Here is a 14,579-nt window from a genome sequence, read left to right on the forward strand (position 1 = left end):
GAGCTTTGCCTCCTTCGCCTGTCCAGCCTGTACGCGGCTCCATTTCATCGACCTCGCCTCCGGCCAGCCGATGAGCCGAGAACGATGAGCCGAGACCGTTGACGACGGCATCGATCCGCCAGGCTTCATGCCATGATGTCCGCAATACTACGGCCCGGAATTCGGTTTACTGAGGCGCGATGTTTCGCCATTGATGGCGATGTACCGACGTTCATTTGATTGTCATATTGCGGCAGCCGGCCACGCGCATGTTGTTCGACGCCCTCGCCCCATCCTCGGCGCTTCAATTGATCGGCTTTGCCGACGTCGATGCGTTTCGGCCGATCGAGTCGATGGAGGATGCGAGAAGCATTCCGCTCGACGTCCAGAACTTCGCAGCGGCTCGCGCTGTCGTCTCCCTGCCCGGCTGCCGCGTCGTCATGATGCGCTCGTTCGCGCGCATCCTCGACGCCGCCTATCGGATGCCCGGCGGGATGGTGATCCTGCCCATGACGGACGACCTTCAGGTCAATTCCAAGGGCATGGATCTCGACGCGCGTTTCTTCATGGCGCTCCGCGGCAACGATGAATGCCATTTCGTCGAGCCCCGGACCAATCATCATGCGATGATCATCTTCTCAGCCGGCGTGAGAGACCGAGGCTGGTTCGATCAGGCGGACGATTTGCGGGCCTATGGCGCGAACCGCCCCGCTTTGCTCCACACACGGCAGCTCCTGCTCGACATTTTGCGAACCGCGTCGGTGCAGCCGGTCCTGTTCGAAACCACCGAGGTCGCCGCCCATCTCCAGGAAGGCCTGCTGCTCGCGCTCGACGATCTGTTTTGCATCGATCCGCTCTCAGACCGGAGTGCCTCGGTCCAGGGCGAGCGGTCGATCAAACTCGTGCAGCGGATCGACGATTACATCGCAGCCCATCCGACTGCTCCGATCTATACAGCCGATCTCGCCAGCGAGTTTGGCGTCTCGATCCGGACGCTCGGCGGCGCCGTCAGCAAAGTGCGCGGCATGAGCCTGCATCAGTACATTCGCCTGAAAAGACTGTGGGCGACCCGGTCTCGCCTTCTCAAAGGCGGCGGCGCCACCGTCGCCACATGCGCGCGCGCCCAGGGCTTTCATCATCTGGGGGAGTTTGCCGCAGCTTACCGCGCGATCTTCCACGAAGCGCCGTCCGACACGCTGGCCAGAGGCCGGCGACCCGGTCTCCCGGCAGACTGATCAGACACGGCTCTCGCCTCGCACATGTGGGGCCAGCAGCAAGGGAACCAGTTCCTTCGAACCGCATTACCCCAGTCCAGCAGCGCGCCGCCGGCCAGCCCCGGATTCGCATCGAAGCACCCCGCGCCCCTACGCGCGGGGTTTTTCTCGGCGTCAACCAAATGGTTCAGGGAAAAGAATGTCTATCAGCCGCAACGTATTGTTTCTGATCATCGGTGCTCTGGTCGTCACGGCGGCCGTGCTCGGCTACAATCTTTACCAGACCAAGAAGCAGCCCGATGGCCTGCAAATCAATGTCGGTCCCAACGGGCTGAAAATCCAGGGCAAATAGAGGCTCACGGCCTCGCCGCCAGATCCGAATTACTCTGGCCCGACAAGTGGCGCGCCACGGCCGATGAAGATGGGCACTACGAGTTCGCGGTAGCACTATGACGCATTGCTTAATCACACGCTACCGCCGTCAATTGTGCGCAGTTGCCACCCCCACGTACGCCCCCTCGCGCCGGCTCGGTTGGAGGCTTGTTGCAGACGTGCCAGCCAAGTGCCGTCGATAGCTAACCGTTGAGGTTTCAATCTTCCAAATCTGACCACTGGGAAAGATCGTCGACCGGTCGTGGAAGCCGCCCTTCCAGCCATCTCGCCGCGTCCGATGCGGAAAAATCCGTGGACTTCGATTCAATGACCCACGAGAGAAACTGACGAGGCCCACCGTTCAGATAGGGCGCCGGGGATACGGGCATAAATACCGTAGGCAATTGCTCGTTCACAGACAGGTAGTTCAACACGCATCCGAGCTCTTGCACGACATTCCAAGCTAAGGGGTGATCGATGTCGATTCCGAATTTCACCCACCAGAGACCATGGTCGAACCGCCCTTTCCCAATGATCCCACTGATCCCCGGAACGCGCTGGAGAAATGTCACAAGCACTTCAAGGTCGAGATCTTCCGTCATTGCGACTCAACCGGGTGAAAGTGTGCCGTGACCGCACTCGTAGCGGCCGGCCGGATCGCGAGCCCGTAACTCGGAAATCCGGTGCCACGTCGCGTCCCATGCCCCCTCCTCTGTCAAAGGAGTGCGGGCTCCATCGGCTTCGACCCTGATCACCTTCCAGATCGGAAGCTCCACGCAGGCGGCCGACTCGAAAAACGCATCCAGAAACGTCGGATACCACGCGGAGTCCATGCCCATGCCCATGCCCTGGTATTTCTCGCCAGAGCTTACCAAACCCCAAGGGCAACGTGGCCCGAAGCCGTATTCGCAATACGCAATCTCGCCACCCGACTTCCTGTCCCGGAACACCATCCAGCATGGGTATTGCTGGCCCGGGTCACCGTAATCCCAGTTTCGAAACACCACGTGAGGATCAACGAGCATTCCTCGAACGTGCCGAACTACTCGTGCGTCCGAGACGTGCGCTAGCTCACTGTCAATCAGAGTTTCCAGCACTCTCGCGGTCACAGGCATTGGGATCATCCAAGGAACGCTGAAAACAGTAGCAAGTTGATACCTGCTTTCCTTTGACCGCGAATCTGATGTGCCATTTATTGTATCGTTGGCTGTAGATTGCGCAAATTCAGATGCCTCCTGTTGAGGTGGACCGGAATCAGTTGGTATAGGGTCGACATGACGCGATGAGAAGCGCCGGAGGCTGCCGAGTTCCAGGCGGTGCAGACGTTGCTGAAAGCGCGCAGCCCCGCAATGGGCGCGCCGCGCGTCGTCAGCGGACCCACCCTCCTTACCGGCATCTGCTTTTGCGCTGCCTGCGGCGGAGCAATGACGCTGAGGACCGGGAAGAGTGGGAGATACAGGTATTACACCTGCTCGACCAAGGCCCGGCAGGGCGAGACCGGTTGCAAGGGCCGCACCGTTCCGATGGAAAAGCTGGACAGCGTGGTGGCCGAGCACATCGAGCAGCGCCTTTTGCAGCCCAAACGTCTCGAGGAAGTCCTGTCGGCCGTCCTGAATCGCCGGAAGGAGCGCGCCGAGCGTCGAACGGAGCATATTGCCGAATTGCGCAAGCGTGGGGCGGAAGCAGAAGCCAAACTCAAGCGGCTGTACGACGCGATCGAAAACGGAATCGCAGACGTGTCCGACCCGATGCTCAAGGAGCGCGTGACCGAGCTTAAGGCCATCCGCGACCAGGCCCGCGCCGACGCAGAGCGGGCTGAGGATGCGCTCGATCGGGCTGGGCCGGGCATCACGCCCCAAGCGCTCAAGACCTTCGCCAGCCAGGCCCGCAGGCGCATGCGGACCGAGTCGGGCGGCTATCGCCGTGACCACCTCCGCGCGCTGGCCCAGCGCATTGAGGTGGACGCGAAAGAAGTTCGCATCATGGGATCGAAAAGCGTGCTCTTGCGCACTCTCGTCGCCGCATCGGGCGCAAAATCGGCAGGTTTTGGAGTGCCCAGTTTTGTACCGAAGTGGCGCGCTCGGAGAGATTCGAACTCCCGACCCTCGGAATCGAAATCCGATGCTCTATCCAGCTGAGCTACGAGCGCCCTGGCCCAGGCAATGGGCCGCAACCGAGACGCCCCAGATCGCTGCTGGCGAGCCAGCAGGCCGGACGACGTTCGGATGGGTTCGAATTAGCAGAGAGGCCGGCCAATAAAAAGCCCTTCCCGCCCCGATTCGAGACGGGTCAGACCCGCCCTTACCAGGTGCTGTTGAAGAAGCCGAAATGCGGCTGCTGCGCCATCACCATCATCGGCCGCCCCTGCTGCGGCACCGGATGCGTTCTGGCGACCTTGCGCTTGGGCGGCTGCGCCGGGATCTGAGGGGGCTGGGCCTGAGGAAGCTGGGTCTGCGCCTGAACTTGCGCCTGAAGCTGTGCGTTGCCTTCGGTCTTCTTGACCACAGCGGCAGCGCCCTTCGCGGCCGGCGTGAATTGGGCAAACGTCTCGCGGACCCGCGCCTTGGCTGATATCTCGGCCAAAGCCGGTGACAGGCCCTCCACAGGTGGCTCCACCGGCGATTTGGGAGCCGCGACGGCAGCGATCTTCACCGCAGGGGCGGCAAGCGTCGGCTGACTGGTGTCGAGCACAACGCGCTCCGGCAGGTGGCGATCGGACCGGATCCGGATCAACGGCTGCTCGTTGCTTGCGGTTGCGACAGCCTGCGCCACAGGTGACGCCGGCAGAACGTAGTTCACCGCGAACAGCAGTGCGAGCAAGGCTCCACCGACAAAAATGAAATACCGAAAGATGGGCATTGGCCGCGCTCCGCCCCCCGCATCCCCGCGTGGGCTCTCCGCCTTAACAGGCGATCATTTAATTGGTTCCTGGCCCAGCCGTTCGGTTCAAATGGCGACGCCAAGTTTTTGGCCAAGTCCCCAGGACAGTAACTTTTCCGCTACCGGAAAATGCCGCCCTTACGTGCGACGTGCTGCCGCAAGCGAGCACTTCGCCTGATCGGCATTCACATTGACGAAGCCGACCGGAATGCGCGCAAAAGTCTTGCGGCTCTTCATGCTGACCGGGTCCGCCAGAACGCGGCTGCGGTCGGTGAGATGACTGCCATCGCGCCGCGCAAAAGCGCAGACGATCTCGACGTCCTTTACGGCATAGTCGTTGTCATTGCGCAGCGTGAACGTCACCAGCGCCTTCGAACCAAGGCCGCCGCGGCGCCAGGTTTGAGATGAAATCCTGATCCGACCGAGTTCTGCCGTTGTCGTCGGAATCTGAGCTTCGGAAGCCGGCGACACGGCTGCCGCATTGCCCGAAGGCGCCGTCTCGACCGCTGTCACGTCAGACGTCACCGGCTCGGCACTGTTGCCTCTGGAGAGGGGAAGCAGCATCCAGACGCCGCAACCGACGATGATGGCCGCCAACAGCCACAGCAGGCCTCGCCCAAATAAAACGCTCGCGATCGTCACCGCCCGCGCCAGTCGTTCGCCGGTCCCGGCGAAACGCCTTAACCCGATGCGGTCAAACCCAGCGTTCATGGTTGCACCACCGATCGCGGCGGAAGCACGTTCGACAACGGATTCGGCCACTGCTTACCTTAATCCGGAAGAGGAACTAAGGTTCCCGCGCAGCTAGCGAGTCGGCAAGAGCGGTGGCGGTCACCGGCCGAGGCCGCTAACATGCGCTGCAACATTGAAGACCCGTCGGGAGAACATGAAATGCCAGTCGTCACTTGGGATCACGTCCATCTGCGCAGCCCCGATCCGGAGGCCACGGCGGCCTGGCTGCGGGACATCCTCGGTGGCGAGATCGTGCAAGCGCCCGGACGGATCGACGTGAACCTCGGCGGCGCAAAAATCTTCATTGCGCCACTCGAGGGCGACAACGCGGTCAGCCCGCCGCCTCCGCACCCGCATCAGGGCCTCGACCATTTCGGTCTCACGGTGAAGGACATCGACGCCGTCGCCGCCGAGATCAAGGCCAAGGGCGTCACCTTCACGCGCGAACCGACCACGATCCGCCCCGGCGTGCGCATCTGCTTCATCCGCGGCCCCGAAGGCATCTCCATCGAGCTGCTCGAGCGCGACAAGAAATACACCTGACCCGGCGCGCGCCGCATCGGTCCACCGGGCGACGTGCCGCCCGGTGCGCCTAAGTCATGCTACCGGGCATGAAGCAGCGGATGGCGACGCCCATGTAGCCGTAGATCGGCCAGACCATGGTGCGCCCCACCCGGTTCGGCTCCGAGATCACGGCCTCCTCGGGCACGTCGACCCAGACGAGCTCCTGCTGCTGACCTTCGCGCACGGAGCCGTAGCGCGGGACGCGGACCCGATAGTGCCCGTCCTTGCTGTCCCAGTCGGTGTCCGAGAGCGCCGAGCCGTCTGCATCGGAGCAGCAAGGCCCCTTGCCGCTTCGCAGGCCGTCGAACCAGGCCTTCAATTCGGCATTGGTGTTGACGAACTGGCCGCGGTCGCGCGCGTGCCCGAAGGGGGCTGCGAGTGAGATCAGGGCCGAGGCGCAAGCGAGGCTCGCCACGCTTCGCCAGCGTGCCGCGCCGCCAATCCGCCGTTGTCGTGTTTCGCAAATCGTGGGACGCACACTGTACAGACGCGGCTTCTCGCCGCCGGAATCGATCCAGTTGCTCACGTTTGTCTTGCTCCAGCACCCCGCGGCCAGTGCAACAATGGTTATGCATTTCGCGGGCCAACTTGATTCGCAACGACTGGCCTCGCTTCATGATCAGACCGTCATGGCGGCGTCATAGACAAGACGGGACAACTACGGCTCACGGGCATGCGAGGCCGGCAGCCAAACTCCCGCGTTGCGTGAGCGCATGCGCTTTGGCATAACTGCCCCACCGGTTACGCTATTGGGCGATGGCGGCCGGCCTCGGGACGTTATGAAGAACGGCCTCTATTCGATTCACGTGAACCTGCTCGATGGTCGAGTCGGCAAGGGCAGCGGCGTGATTCTTTTTCGCGACGGCAAGATTCTTGGCGGCGATGCCTACCTCTATTACACCGGCAGCTACACGGTGAAGGACAACACCTTCAAGGGCGAGGTGCTGGTCCAGCGTCACACCTCGCCGCGGGGCGACGACAATCCGCTGTTCGGCGGCCCGGCCGCGGTCGGCATCGGCCTCAGCGGCACCTTCACAGAGACGCGCGGGGACATGACGGGCACCGCGCTGGTCGGCAAGGCCAGCCAGATCTTCGGCGCGACGCTGCACAAGCTCGCAGAGGTCGACTAGAGCATTTGCGGTTCTGATTGAATCAGAACCGAAGCTGTGAATTGTCGTTTTGACGCGTTTTCATCACGCGAACCGGCATCCACTTCGCTCGAAAACACTCCAGCTATTCCGCGGCCTGCTCGAGCGGCGCCACGCGCGGCAGGACGATCTGGATGCGCGTGCCGCTGCCCGGTTCGGAATCCAGATCGAGCCGTCCGCCGAGCCTGTTCGTGACGATGCTGTAGACGATATGCAGCCCGAGACCGGTGCCGCCCTGGTCGCGCCGCGTCGTAAAGAACGGATCGAAGGCACGGCGGCGGACGTCGAGCGACATGCCGCAGCCATTGTCGGAGAAGAGGATCTCGACATTGTCCTTGCCTGACTCGCGCACCTGGATGTCGATGGTCCCCGGCCGGCCGTCCGGGAAGGCGTGCGCCACCGCGTTGAGAAACAGATTCGTCAGCACCTGGCCGTACGGTCCGGGATAGCTGTTCATGGTCAGATCAGGCTGGCACTCGACATTGAGCGTCAGATTGTGCTTGCGCAGGCCGGGCCGCAGACTCATCACCACCTGCTCGGTGAGGTCACCGAGATCGAAGCTGCGCTGGTCCGAATAGTTGCGGTCGGCGGCGACCTGCTTGAACGACTGGATCAGCTCGGCCGCGCGATTGAGATTGGAGACGAGCTGCGAGGACGCGTCGCGGCTGGTGCTGAGGTAGTCGTTGAGCGTGGAGCGGCGGAGCTCGCCGCGCTCGACCTCGGCGGTGAACATCGCGGTCTTGCGCTCCAGCGCGGAGGCGACCGTGAGGCTGATGCCGACGGGATTGTTGACTTCGTGCGCGACGCCGGCGACGAGGCGCCCGAGCGCCGCCAGCTTCTCCGCCTCGATCAGCGAGGCCTGGGTCTCGCGCAGATTGCGCAGCGCGGTCTCGGCGGATTCCTTGGCTTTCCGCATCTCCTGCTCGCCGCGCTTGCGCTCGCCGATGTCGAGCGCCACGGTGACGATCCGCTCTATCTCGCCTTCGGCATCGAGCAACGGCAGCTTGTTGACCAGCCATTGCCGCATGTGGCCGGAAGAGTCCTTGTACTCCTCTTCGTAGAAGCCGAGACCTTTTCGAAGCGTGAGCACGCGCTTGTCGCTCTCGTCGGACTTGGCCGCGCCGTAGCGCGACATCAGGTCCGCCGTGGTGCGGCCGAGCGCATCGCCGGGCTCGATGCCGAAGATGCCGGCCATGTAACGGTTCATCAGCACGTAGCGCAGGTCGCGGTTCTTGACGTTGATCACCGCGGGCACGGTGTCGATGACCTGCTGGAGCAGGCGCCGTCCTTCGGCGATGGCGTCTTCAGCGCGCTTCTGGTCGGTGATGTCGCGCAGTGTGCCCTCGTAGCGGACGATGTTGCCCGCCTCGTCGCGGACGCCGGTGGCACTGTCAGACAGCCACAGGATGTTGCCGCTGCGCTGGCGCACCTGGTATTCGAACTCGCGCACCATGCCGTCGCGGGCCATCAGCCGCTGATATTCGACGCGCGCTTCGGGATTGAGGTAGATGGTGTGGGCGATGTCGTTGATGCTGTCGATCAGCTGCTGCGGGCTGTCGTAGCCCATCATCCGCGCCAACGCCGGATTAGCGTTGAGGAGATCACCGGCCGGTGTCGTGACATAGATGCCGTCGACCGAGCCCTCGAATAGTTTCCGATAGCTCTCTTCGGCGAGGCGCTGCTCGGTCAATGCGCGCACCGCCGCCTCGCGCGCCGTGTCGGCCTCCTCCAGCGCGCGGCGGAACACTTCGGCCGCCCGCGCAATGTCGCCGATCTCATTGTCGAGGTCGGCGGACGGGATCGAGGTGTCTTTCTCGCCCGCCGCAAGCGCGCGAATGGAGCGCGCGATCTGGGCGAGCGGACGCACCGTCCTGCGCACCACGAACAACGCCGCACCCATGCCGATCAGCACGCCGATCGTGCCGAGCACGATGCTCTGCCAGCGCGCCTCCGTCAGCGTGCGGGCAAAGTCGCGCGACAGCACGTGACCGCGCCGGGCGCTGACCTCGCGCAGCAGCTCGGTGACGCGGCCGATCAGCCGGCCCTCGGTTCCCAGCACCTCGCGGTCGATGTCGGCGATCTGCCGTTCACGGACGGCGACCGCGATGATCGCCTCGGCGTAGTCGTTGACGGCCGATCTCAGCTTGGAATCGGCGACGCCCATCATCCGCATGCTCTGCGCCGCCTGCTCGGCCGCGGACGGGTTGCGCGCAAGCAATCCGAGCGCGATCCGGCTCTGCGCCTCCGACAGGCGGGACGCCAGCTCGCGGTCCGCGGTGCCGGAGACAGCCGCGTCGAACTGGTCGCGGAGCGGTGGCAGGCCGGCGAGCAGCTGGGCGCGGCGGTCGATCAAGGTCGAGATCCGCTCCAGGCCGCTGCGGTAGGTCGCGAGCCGCTCGGTGACCCCGTCGATCATGTCCTGCTGCTCGGGCACGAGCTCGATGCGGGTCTTCTTCAGGATGTCGCTGAGCGTCGAGGCCGCCTCGCCCACCTGCTTGAACTGGATGCCGGCGCCGGGGTCGGTGACGAAGTCGCGCGCGGCGAGCCGCAGCTCGTTCATGCGGCGGTCGATGTCCTCGGCGAGGTCGCCGACGCTCTGGAGCCGCTGCAACTCGGCAAAGGTCGTGTCGATGTGCCGGATCGCGATCACGCTCGCGGTCGAGGTGACGATGATCACCGCCAGCACCAGAAGGAAGCTGCCGAAGGTGAGCTGGCCGATGGACAGTGAGAATATTTGCTTTTTCTCAGGGGTCGGCGTCAATTCGGCGGACATTGGTGATGTGAGGACCGGGCTATTGGAGGTCCAATATACGACGTATTGCGGTCCCGGGGGAACATGCGTCTGGCCGCCGAATATCCTTAATATGACAGCCCTGCCGCCCCTCGGCCTCAGCTTTATGACGTTTTGACGCCGGCCGGCCGCCGGGCCGGGATGGTCATGGCGGCGACGCCGAGGACGACGCAGGCAAGGCCGATCCAGGCGGTCCGGCTCAGGCTCTCGCCGAGGAAGGCGACGCTGATGGCAACCCCGATCGGCACGCGGAGATAGGCCTGCGCGGTGGTGCCGACCGAGCCCAGGGTCTGGATCAGGCGGAAATAGATCACGAAGGCAGCGGCGGTCGAGAAGGTCGCCAGCGCGAGCAGCGCCAGCACGGAACTCAGCGAGGGCGACAGCGTCCAGGGCTGTTCGACGATGAGCGAGGCCGGGATCAGCGCCGCCGCCCCCGCCAGCAGCGAGCCGGCCGCGGGCGCCATGGGATCGAGGCCCTTGAAGCTGCGACCGAAGATCGCGGCGCAGGCGTAGCAGATGGTGGCGGCAACGATGGCGGCCTCCGCGACGAGGCCGCTTCCGATATCATGGAAGGCATCGACGCCGACGATCAGCAGGATGCCGGCCATGCCGGCGACCACGCCGACCAGCTTTCGCGGGGTCGTCGCCTCGTGACGCGTCACAACGGCCGTGAGCAGGAAGGTAAAGATCGGGCCGGCCGAGTTCAGGATGGTCGCGAGCGCGGCGTCGACATGGCGCTCGCCCCAGGCGATCAACGTCCAGGGAATCACGCTGTTGAGCACGGCCTGGAAGGCGAAGCGTTGCCAGGTCGCGGCATCCGTCGGCATCCTGATGCCCCGCGCCCACATGATCGCGAGCAGCAGCAGGCCCGCAATCGTGGTGCGCGCTGCGATCAGCGTGATCGGCGGAATGGTGGCGACGCCGAGCTTGATGAAGGTGTAGGAGCCGCCCCAGAGCGTTGCGAGCGCGAGCAGCAGCGCCAGCTCGACGGCGACGTTGTTGTCCTGCCGGTTGTCCTGCCGGTTGTCCATGTCGCGCGCTCCGTCCCGTTGTCAGGGACGGAACCTAGCGCGTCTGCCCTCGCCGATACTTCGCTTTGTGTCGAAGTGTCCTAGCCGACCGCCCCGACCTCGAACACCTCGCCGTCATAGCCGGCCTCGCGGGGAATGCGGAGCTGACGGCCGGTTGCGGTCTTGGTCATGACAGGCATCACCGTCACGACGGACATGCCGCGGGCGTGGTCGAGCGCGGCGCTCACGCTGCCCTGCTTGGCGAGCCGGATCAAATTGCGCGTGGTCGGGAACGGCAGCTTGAAGCGGCCGCTCTCGCCGCCCTCCACCGCCTCGCGCGGCGAGACCCAGATCGAGTCGGTCGACTCCCTTCCGTCATGCGCGCCGAGCTGGTCGGGCGGTGCTGCCGCAAGGAAGAACCAGGTGTCGAAACGTTTTGGCATGCCCTCGGGCGTGATCCAGTGCGCGTAAGGGACGAGCGTATCGAGCGCGAGCTGGAGGCCGTTGTCGGCCAGAATGCTCAGGAAGCTGATCTTGTGCTCGTTGAGCGCGACGCGATGCGCATCGGCGATCTCGCCGGCGCGCCTGGCATCAACAGGCTTGCCCGAATCCTTCGACCGCGCCAGCAGGATGCCGCTTTCCTCAAAGGTCTCGCGGATCGCGGCGATCCGAAAACCGCGGTCCGCTTCGCTGAGGCCCTCGCCGCCCGAATACAGATCGGACCGGGCGACGATCTCCTGATCACCGGCATCGACGCTGCCGCCGGGAAACACCAGCGCGCCCGAATTGAACTCGATCTGATGATGGCGAACCATCATGAAGACTTCAATTTCGTCGCGGCTTTTGCCGTCGACCTTCGCGCCGTCGCGCAGCAGCAGGATCGTCGACGCAGGGCGTGATGCTGATGCCTCGGCCATTCAACTAACCTGCGGCGCTGGATTGCGGGCCGAGATTGGCGCGCTTGTCGACCCGGGCGACGCGCGACAGCAGGTACTCGACCTCTGCCTTCGCCGCCGGCGTGATGGTGGCGCCGGGCTTGCGCTGGGCGCTGGAGGCGATGATGCCGCGCTTCTGCAGCACGTATTTGCGCACGGCAAGGCCCGCGCCAGGCTGCTGCTCGTAGCGGATCAGCGGCAGATGGGCGTCGAACAGATCATGGGCGGCGTCGCGCTTGCCTTCCTTCGAAAGGCGCACGACGTCGATCAGGAGTTCGGGGAAGGCATAGCCGGTCATGGCGCCGTCGGCGCCGCGCTCCATCTCGAAGTCCAAAAAGAGCCCGCCATTGCCGCAGAGGATCGAGAGCGGCCGCAGCGAGCCGTCCTTCTGGAAATTGCGCAGCGTCGAGATCTTTTCCAATCCCGGCCAATCCTCATGCTTGAGCATCACGCAGTTCGGATTGTCGGTGACGATTTTGCGGATCACGGCGGGGGTGAACACCACCGACAAGGTCAGCGGATAGTCCTGGAGCACCCAGGGCACGTCGGGACCGATGGCCTCGGCCGCCTGCTTGTAATAGCCGATGATCTGGTCGTCGGTCCGCAACGACGGCGGCGGCGCGATCATCACACCTGCCGCACCGGCCTCCATCGAGGCCTTCGCCAGCGAGCGCATGGTGGCAAAACCCGGCGCGGAGACGCCGACGATCACCTGCATCTTCTTGGCGCGCTTGACGAAGCGTACCGCCACCTGCTCGGCCTCGGCGGCATCGAGCTTCGGGGCCTCACCGAGGATGCCTAGCACCGTGACGCCGTCGCAGCCGACCTCCTCGTAGAAATCGGTCAGGCGGTCGATCGAGCGCTCGTCGATCCGGCCGTCGTCGTGGAACGGCGTCGGCGCGATTGCGAAGGTGCCCTTGGCGTCGGCGGTGAGTTTCATCAGTCTCTCTCTTTCTCCGTCATTCCGGGGCGCGCGCAGCGCGAACCCGGAATCTCGAGGTTCCGGGTTCGATGCTTTGCATCGCCCCGGAACGACAACAATGGCTAAAACCGCCGCGCCCCCATCTTGATCTGCTCTTCGGAGAAGAAGATCTCCTTGGCATGATCGGCGATGTCCCGGGCATTCCAGCCCGTGTGCGGCGGCTTCCAGCCGTCCATTTCCATCATCCGCATTTCGCGCACGCCGCGGGGCCCGGACACGCCCAGCACCTTGCCGGTCTGGTCGCCGGACAAGTCGCTGACCATGTATAGCACGGCCGGCGCGATGCCGTCCGGCCCCAGCGCCGCACCGGGGTTCTCCTTATAGCGGGGCAGGTCTGCGGTCATGCGGGTCAGCGCGCCCGGCGCGAGCGTCCAGATCCGGATGTTGTATTTGCGGCCCTCGATCGCCAGCACGTTGGACAGGCCCCAGATGCCGCCCTTGGCCGCGCCGTAATTGGTCTGGCCGAAATTGCCGATCAGGCCCGAGGTCGAGGAGGTGTTGACGATGACGCCGCCGCCGTTTTCCCGCATCCAGCGAAACACCGGCATGGTGCAACAAAAGGTGCCCTTCAGATGCACCTTGATGACCTTGTCCCAGTCGGATTCGCTGGCCTTGGAGAAGGTCTGGTCGCGCAAAATGCCGGCATTGTTGACGAGGATGTCGGCGCGGCCGAAGTGCTTGATGGCGTCGTCGAACACCGACTGGCCGCCTTCCATGGTGGAGATGTCGGCGCCGTTGGCGACGGCCTTGCCGCCTTCGGCCTTGATCGCATCCACCACGAGCTGCGCCATCGATTTGTCGGCGCCGGAGCCGTCACGGGGGCCGCCGAGGTCGTTGACGACGACGGAGGCCCCTTCGCGCGCGAACAGCTTTGCGTAGGCCTCACCGAGGCCCCCGCCCGCGCCGGTGATCAGCGCAACCTTGCCGTCGAGTAGTCCCATGGTGGCCTCTCCCTGTTTGTTTTCTCGTGTCCCGGACGCGATGCAGCGTGAAACGCTGCGTCGCAGAGCCGGGACCCAACCTTTCGCAGCCACCTTCTGGGCCCCGGCTCAGCAGCGCACCGCTGAAGAAGCGCTGCGCTGCGTCCGGGGCACGAGACCGCCTAACCCAGCACCGTCTTGCCGTTCTTGATCACGGTGACGCCGCGCGACTTCACCTTGGCTTCGAACGAGATCGTGCTGCCGTCTTTCCAGAGGTCCATGGTCACGGTCTCGCCGGGATAGACCGGCGAGGAGAACCGCGCGACGTGCTGGCGGAAGGCGGAGGCGTCGTAATCGGCATAGGTCTGGAGCACGCCGCGGCAGGTGATGCCGTAAGTGCACATGCCGTGCAGGATCGGACGCGGGAAGCCGGCCTTCTTCGCGAATTCGGGATCGGAGTGCAGCGGGTTGCGGTCGCCGCAGAGGCGATAGACCAGCGCCTGGTCGGGACGCGTGACGATGTCGATGGTCGTGTCCGGTGCGCGCGACGGGATCTTGTGCGGATCCGGCTGGGTCAGGTTCGGTCCGCCAAAGCCGCCGTCGCCGCGGGCGAAGCGCGAGGCGACCAGCGTTGCCAGCTTCTCGCCCTTCTCGTTCTTCAGCACGGTCTGGTGGCTGATCACCACGCCCTTGTCCTTGCCCTTGTCGTAGACCTCGACGACGGAGGAGTCGGCGGTGATGTGCGCAGCCACCGGCAGCGGCTGGTGGAAGGTGATGTCGCGCTCGCCGTCGACCACCATCACACGGTTGAGGTTCATCTCGCCCGGACCCGCGCCCCACGCGGCAACGGACGCAAAGGTCGGCACCACCTTGAGCGGCCGCGGCGTCAGGGTGCCCTCGTTGACGAAAGCGAGCTCGTTCTCGTCCATCGGATCGGCGCCGAGGCCGATTCCATAGGCGTAGAGCATCACTTCGCGATCGCTGTAGGCGTATTTCTGCCCGAGGTTTTTCAGGGCTTTGAGTTCGTCGTATCTGGCGGACATCTTCTTGGT

General features: G+C 64.4%; 14 protein-coding genes, 1 tRNA gene and 1 pseudogene. 5 read left to right on the top strand and 11 right to left on the bottom strand.

Annotated features, from left to right (window positions below):
* The first annotated feature begins 248 nt into the window (after positions 1-248).
* Positions 249-1,214 carry an AraC family transcriptional regulator gene (locus JQ591_RS28800; RefSeq protein WP_211399382.1) on the top strand — a complete coding sequence of 322 codons (966 nt, stop codon included), beginning with the start codon at positions 249-251 and terminating at the stop codon, positions 1,212-1,214.
* Positions 1,215-1,392: 178 nt separating this feature from the next.
* The gene (locus tag JQ591_RS28805; RefSeq protein WP_018455284.1) at positions 1,393-1,545 is read left to right on the top strand and encodes a hypothetical protein; all 153 of its coding nucleotides are present in this window, start codon (positions 1,393-1,395) and stop codon (positions 1,543-1,545) included.
* A 238-nt stretch (positions 1,546-1,783) separates the two neighbouring features.
* On the opposite strand, the gene JQ591_RS28810 is transcribed toward JQ591_RS28805, so the two are convergent.
* Entirely contained in the window at positions 1,784-2,167 is a 384-nt protein-coding gene (locus tag JQ591_RS28810) for a hypothetical protein (RefSeq protein ID WP_211399383.1), read from the bottom strand.
* Positions 2,168-2,989: 822 nt separating this feature from the next.
* Between JQ591_RS28810 and JQ591_RS35485 the strand changes: the two are divergent.
* A pseudogene (locus JQ591_RS35485) lies at positions 2,990-3,064 on the top strand (hypothetical protein); the annotation flags it as partial.
* Between the two features lie 573 nt (positions 3,065-3,637).
* Here JQ591_RS35485 and JQ591_RS28820 read toward each other — a convergent pair.
* The 3 genes from JQ591_RS28820 to JQ591_RS28830 form a co-directional block, all read right to left on the bottom strand.
* A tRNA-Arg gene (locus tag JQ591_RS28820) sits at positions 3,638-3,714 on the bottom strand.
* A gap of 152 nt (positions 3,715-3,866) precedes the next feature.
* Positions 3,867-4,424 (bottom strand): hypothetical protein, encoded by a 558-nt coding sequence (locus JQ591_RS28825; RefSeq protein WP_211399384.1) that lies wholly within the window; start codon positions 4,422-4,424, stop codon positions 3,867-3,869.
* A gap of 159 nt (positions 4,425-4,583) precedes the next feature.
* Positions 4,584-5,156, bottom strand: a complete 573-nt coding sequence (locus tag JQ591_RS28830; RefSeq protein WP_211399385.1) for a hypothetical protein — start codon at positions 5,154-5,156, stop codon at positions 4,584-4,586.
* A gap of 180 nt (positions 5,157-5,336) precedes the next feature.
* On the opposite strand from JQ591_RS28830, the gene JQ591_RS28835 reads away from it, so the two are divergent.
* Positions 5,337-5,720, top strand: a complete 384-nt coding sequence (locus JQ591_RS28835) for a VOC family protein (RefSeq protein ID WP_211399386.1) — start codon at positions 5,337-5,339, stop codon at positions 5,718-5,720.
* Between the two features lie 49 nt (positions 5,721-5,769).
* Here JQ591_RS28835 and JQ591_RS28840 read toward each other — a convergent pair whose 3' ends face one another.
* Positions 5,770-6,267 (bottom strand): hypothetical protein, encoded by a 498-nt coding sequence (locus tag JQ591_RS28840; protein ID WP_211399387.1) that lies wholly within the window; start codon positions 6,265-6,267, stop codon positions 5,770-5,772.
* Between the two features lie 253 nt (positions 6,268-6,520).
* Between JQ591_RS28840 and JQ591_RS28845 the strand changes: the two genes are divergently transcribed.
* The gene (locus JQ591_RS28845) at positions 6,521-6,871 is read left to right on the top strand and encodes a GrlR family regulatory protein (RefSeq protein WP_211399388.1); all 351 of its coding nucleotides are present in this window, start codon (positions 6,521-6,523) and stop codon (positions 6,869-6,871) included.
* A 103-nt stretch (positions 6,872-6,974) separates the two neighbouring features.
* On the opposite strand, the gene JQ591_RS28850 is transcribed toward JQ591_RS28845, so the two are convergent.
* From JQ591_RS28850 to JQ591_RS28875, 6 genes are all read right to left on the bottom strand, one after another.
* Positions 6,975-9,662, bottom strand: a complete 2,688-nt coding sequence (locus tag JQ591_RS28850) for a PAS domain S-box protein (RefSeq protein ID WP_211399389.1) — start codon at positions 9,660-9,662, stop codon at positions 6,975-6,977.
* A 122-nt stretch (positions 9,663-9,784) separates the two neighbouring features.
* Positions 9,785-10,711: a DMT family transporter gene (locus tag JQ591_RS28855; RefSeq protein WP_211399390.1), complete on the bottom strand. Its 927-nt coding sequence runs from the start codon at positions 10,709-10,711 to the stop codon at positions 9,785-9,787.
* 80 nt (positions 10,712-10,791) lie between these two features.
* A complete protein-coding gene (locus JQ591_RS28860) occupies positions 10,792-11,607 on the bottom strand; it encodes an NUDIX hydrolase (RefSeq protein ID WP_211399391.1) in 816 nt (271 codons plus the stop codon).
* A 4-nt stretch (positions 11,608-11,611) separates the two neighbouring features.
* The gene (locus tag JQ591_RS28865; protein WP_211399392.1) at positions 11,612-12,565 is read right to left on the bottom strand and encodes a dihydrodipicolinate synthase family protein; all 954 of its coding nucleotides are present in this window, start codon (positions 12,563-12,565) and stop codon (positions 11,612-11,614) included.
* 104 nt (positions 12,566-12,669) lie between these two features.
* A complete protein-coding gene (locus JQ591_RS28870) occupies positions 12,670-13,548 on the bottom strand; it encodes an SDR family oxidoreductase (RefSeq protein WP_211399393.1) in 879 nt (292 codons plus the stop codon).
* Between the two features lie 161 nt (positions 13,549-13,709).
* The gene (locus JQ591_RS28875) at positions 13,710-14,570 is read right to left on the bottom strand and encodes a MaoC family dehydratase (protein ID WP_211399394.1); all 861 of its coding nucleotides are present in this window, start codon (positions 14,568-14,570) and stop codon (positions 13,710-13,712) included.
* Between the last annotated feature and the right edge of the window lie 9 nt (positions 14,571-14,579).

The organism is Bradyrhizobium canariense, assembly GCF_018130465.1.
Classification (GTDB): Bacteria; Pseudomonadota; Alphaproteobacteria; order Rhizobiales; family Xanthobacteraceae; genus Bradyrhizobium; species Bradyrhizobium canariense_C.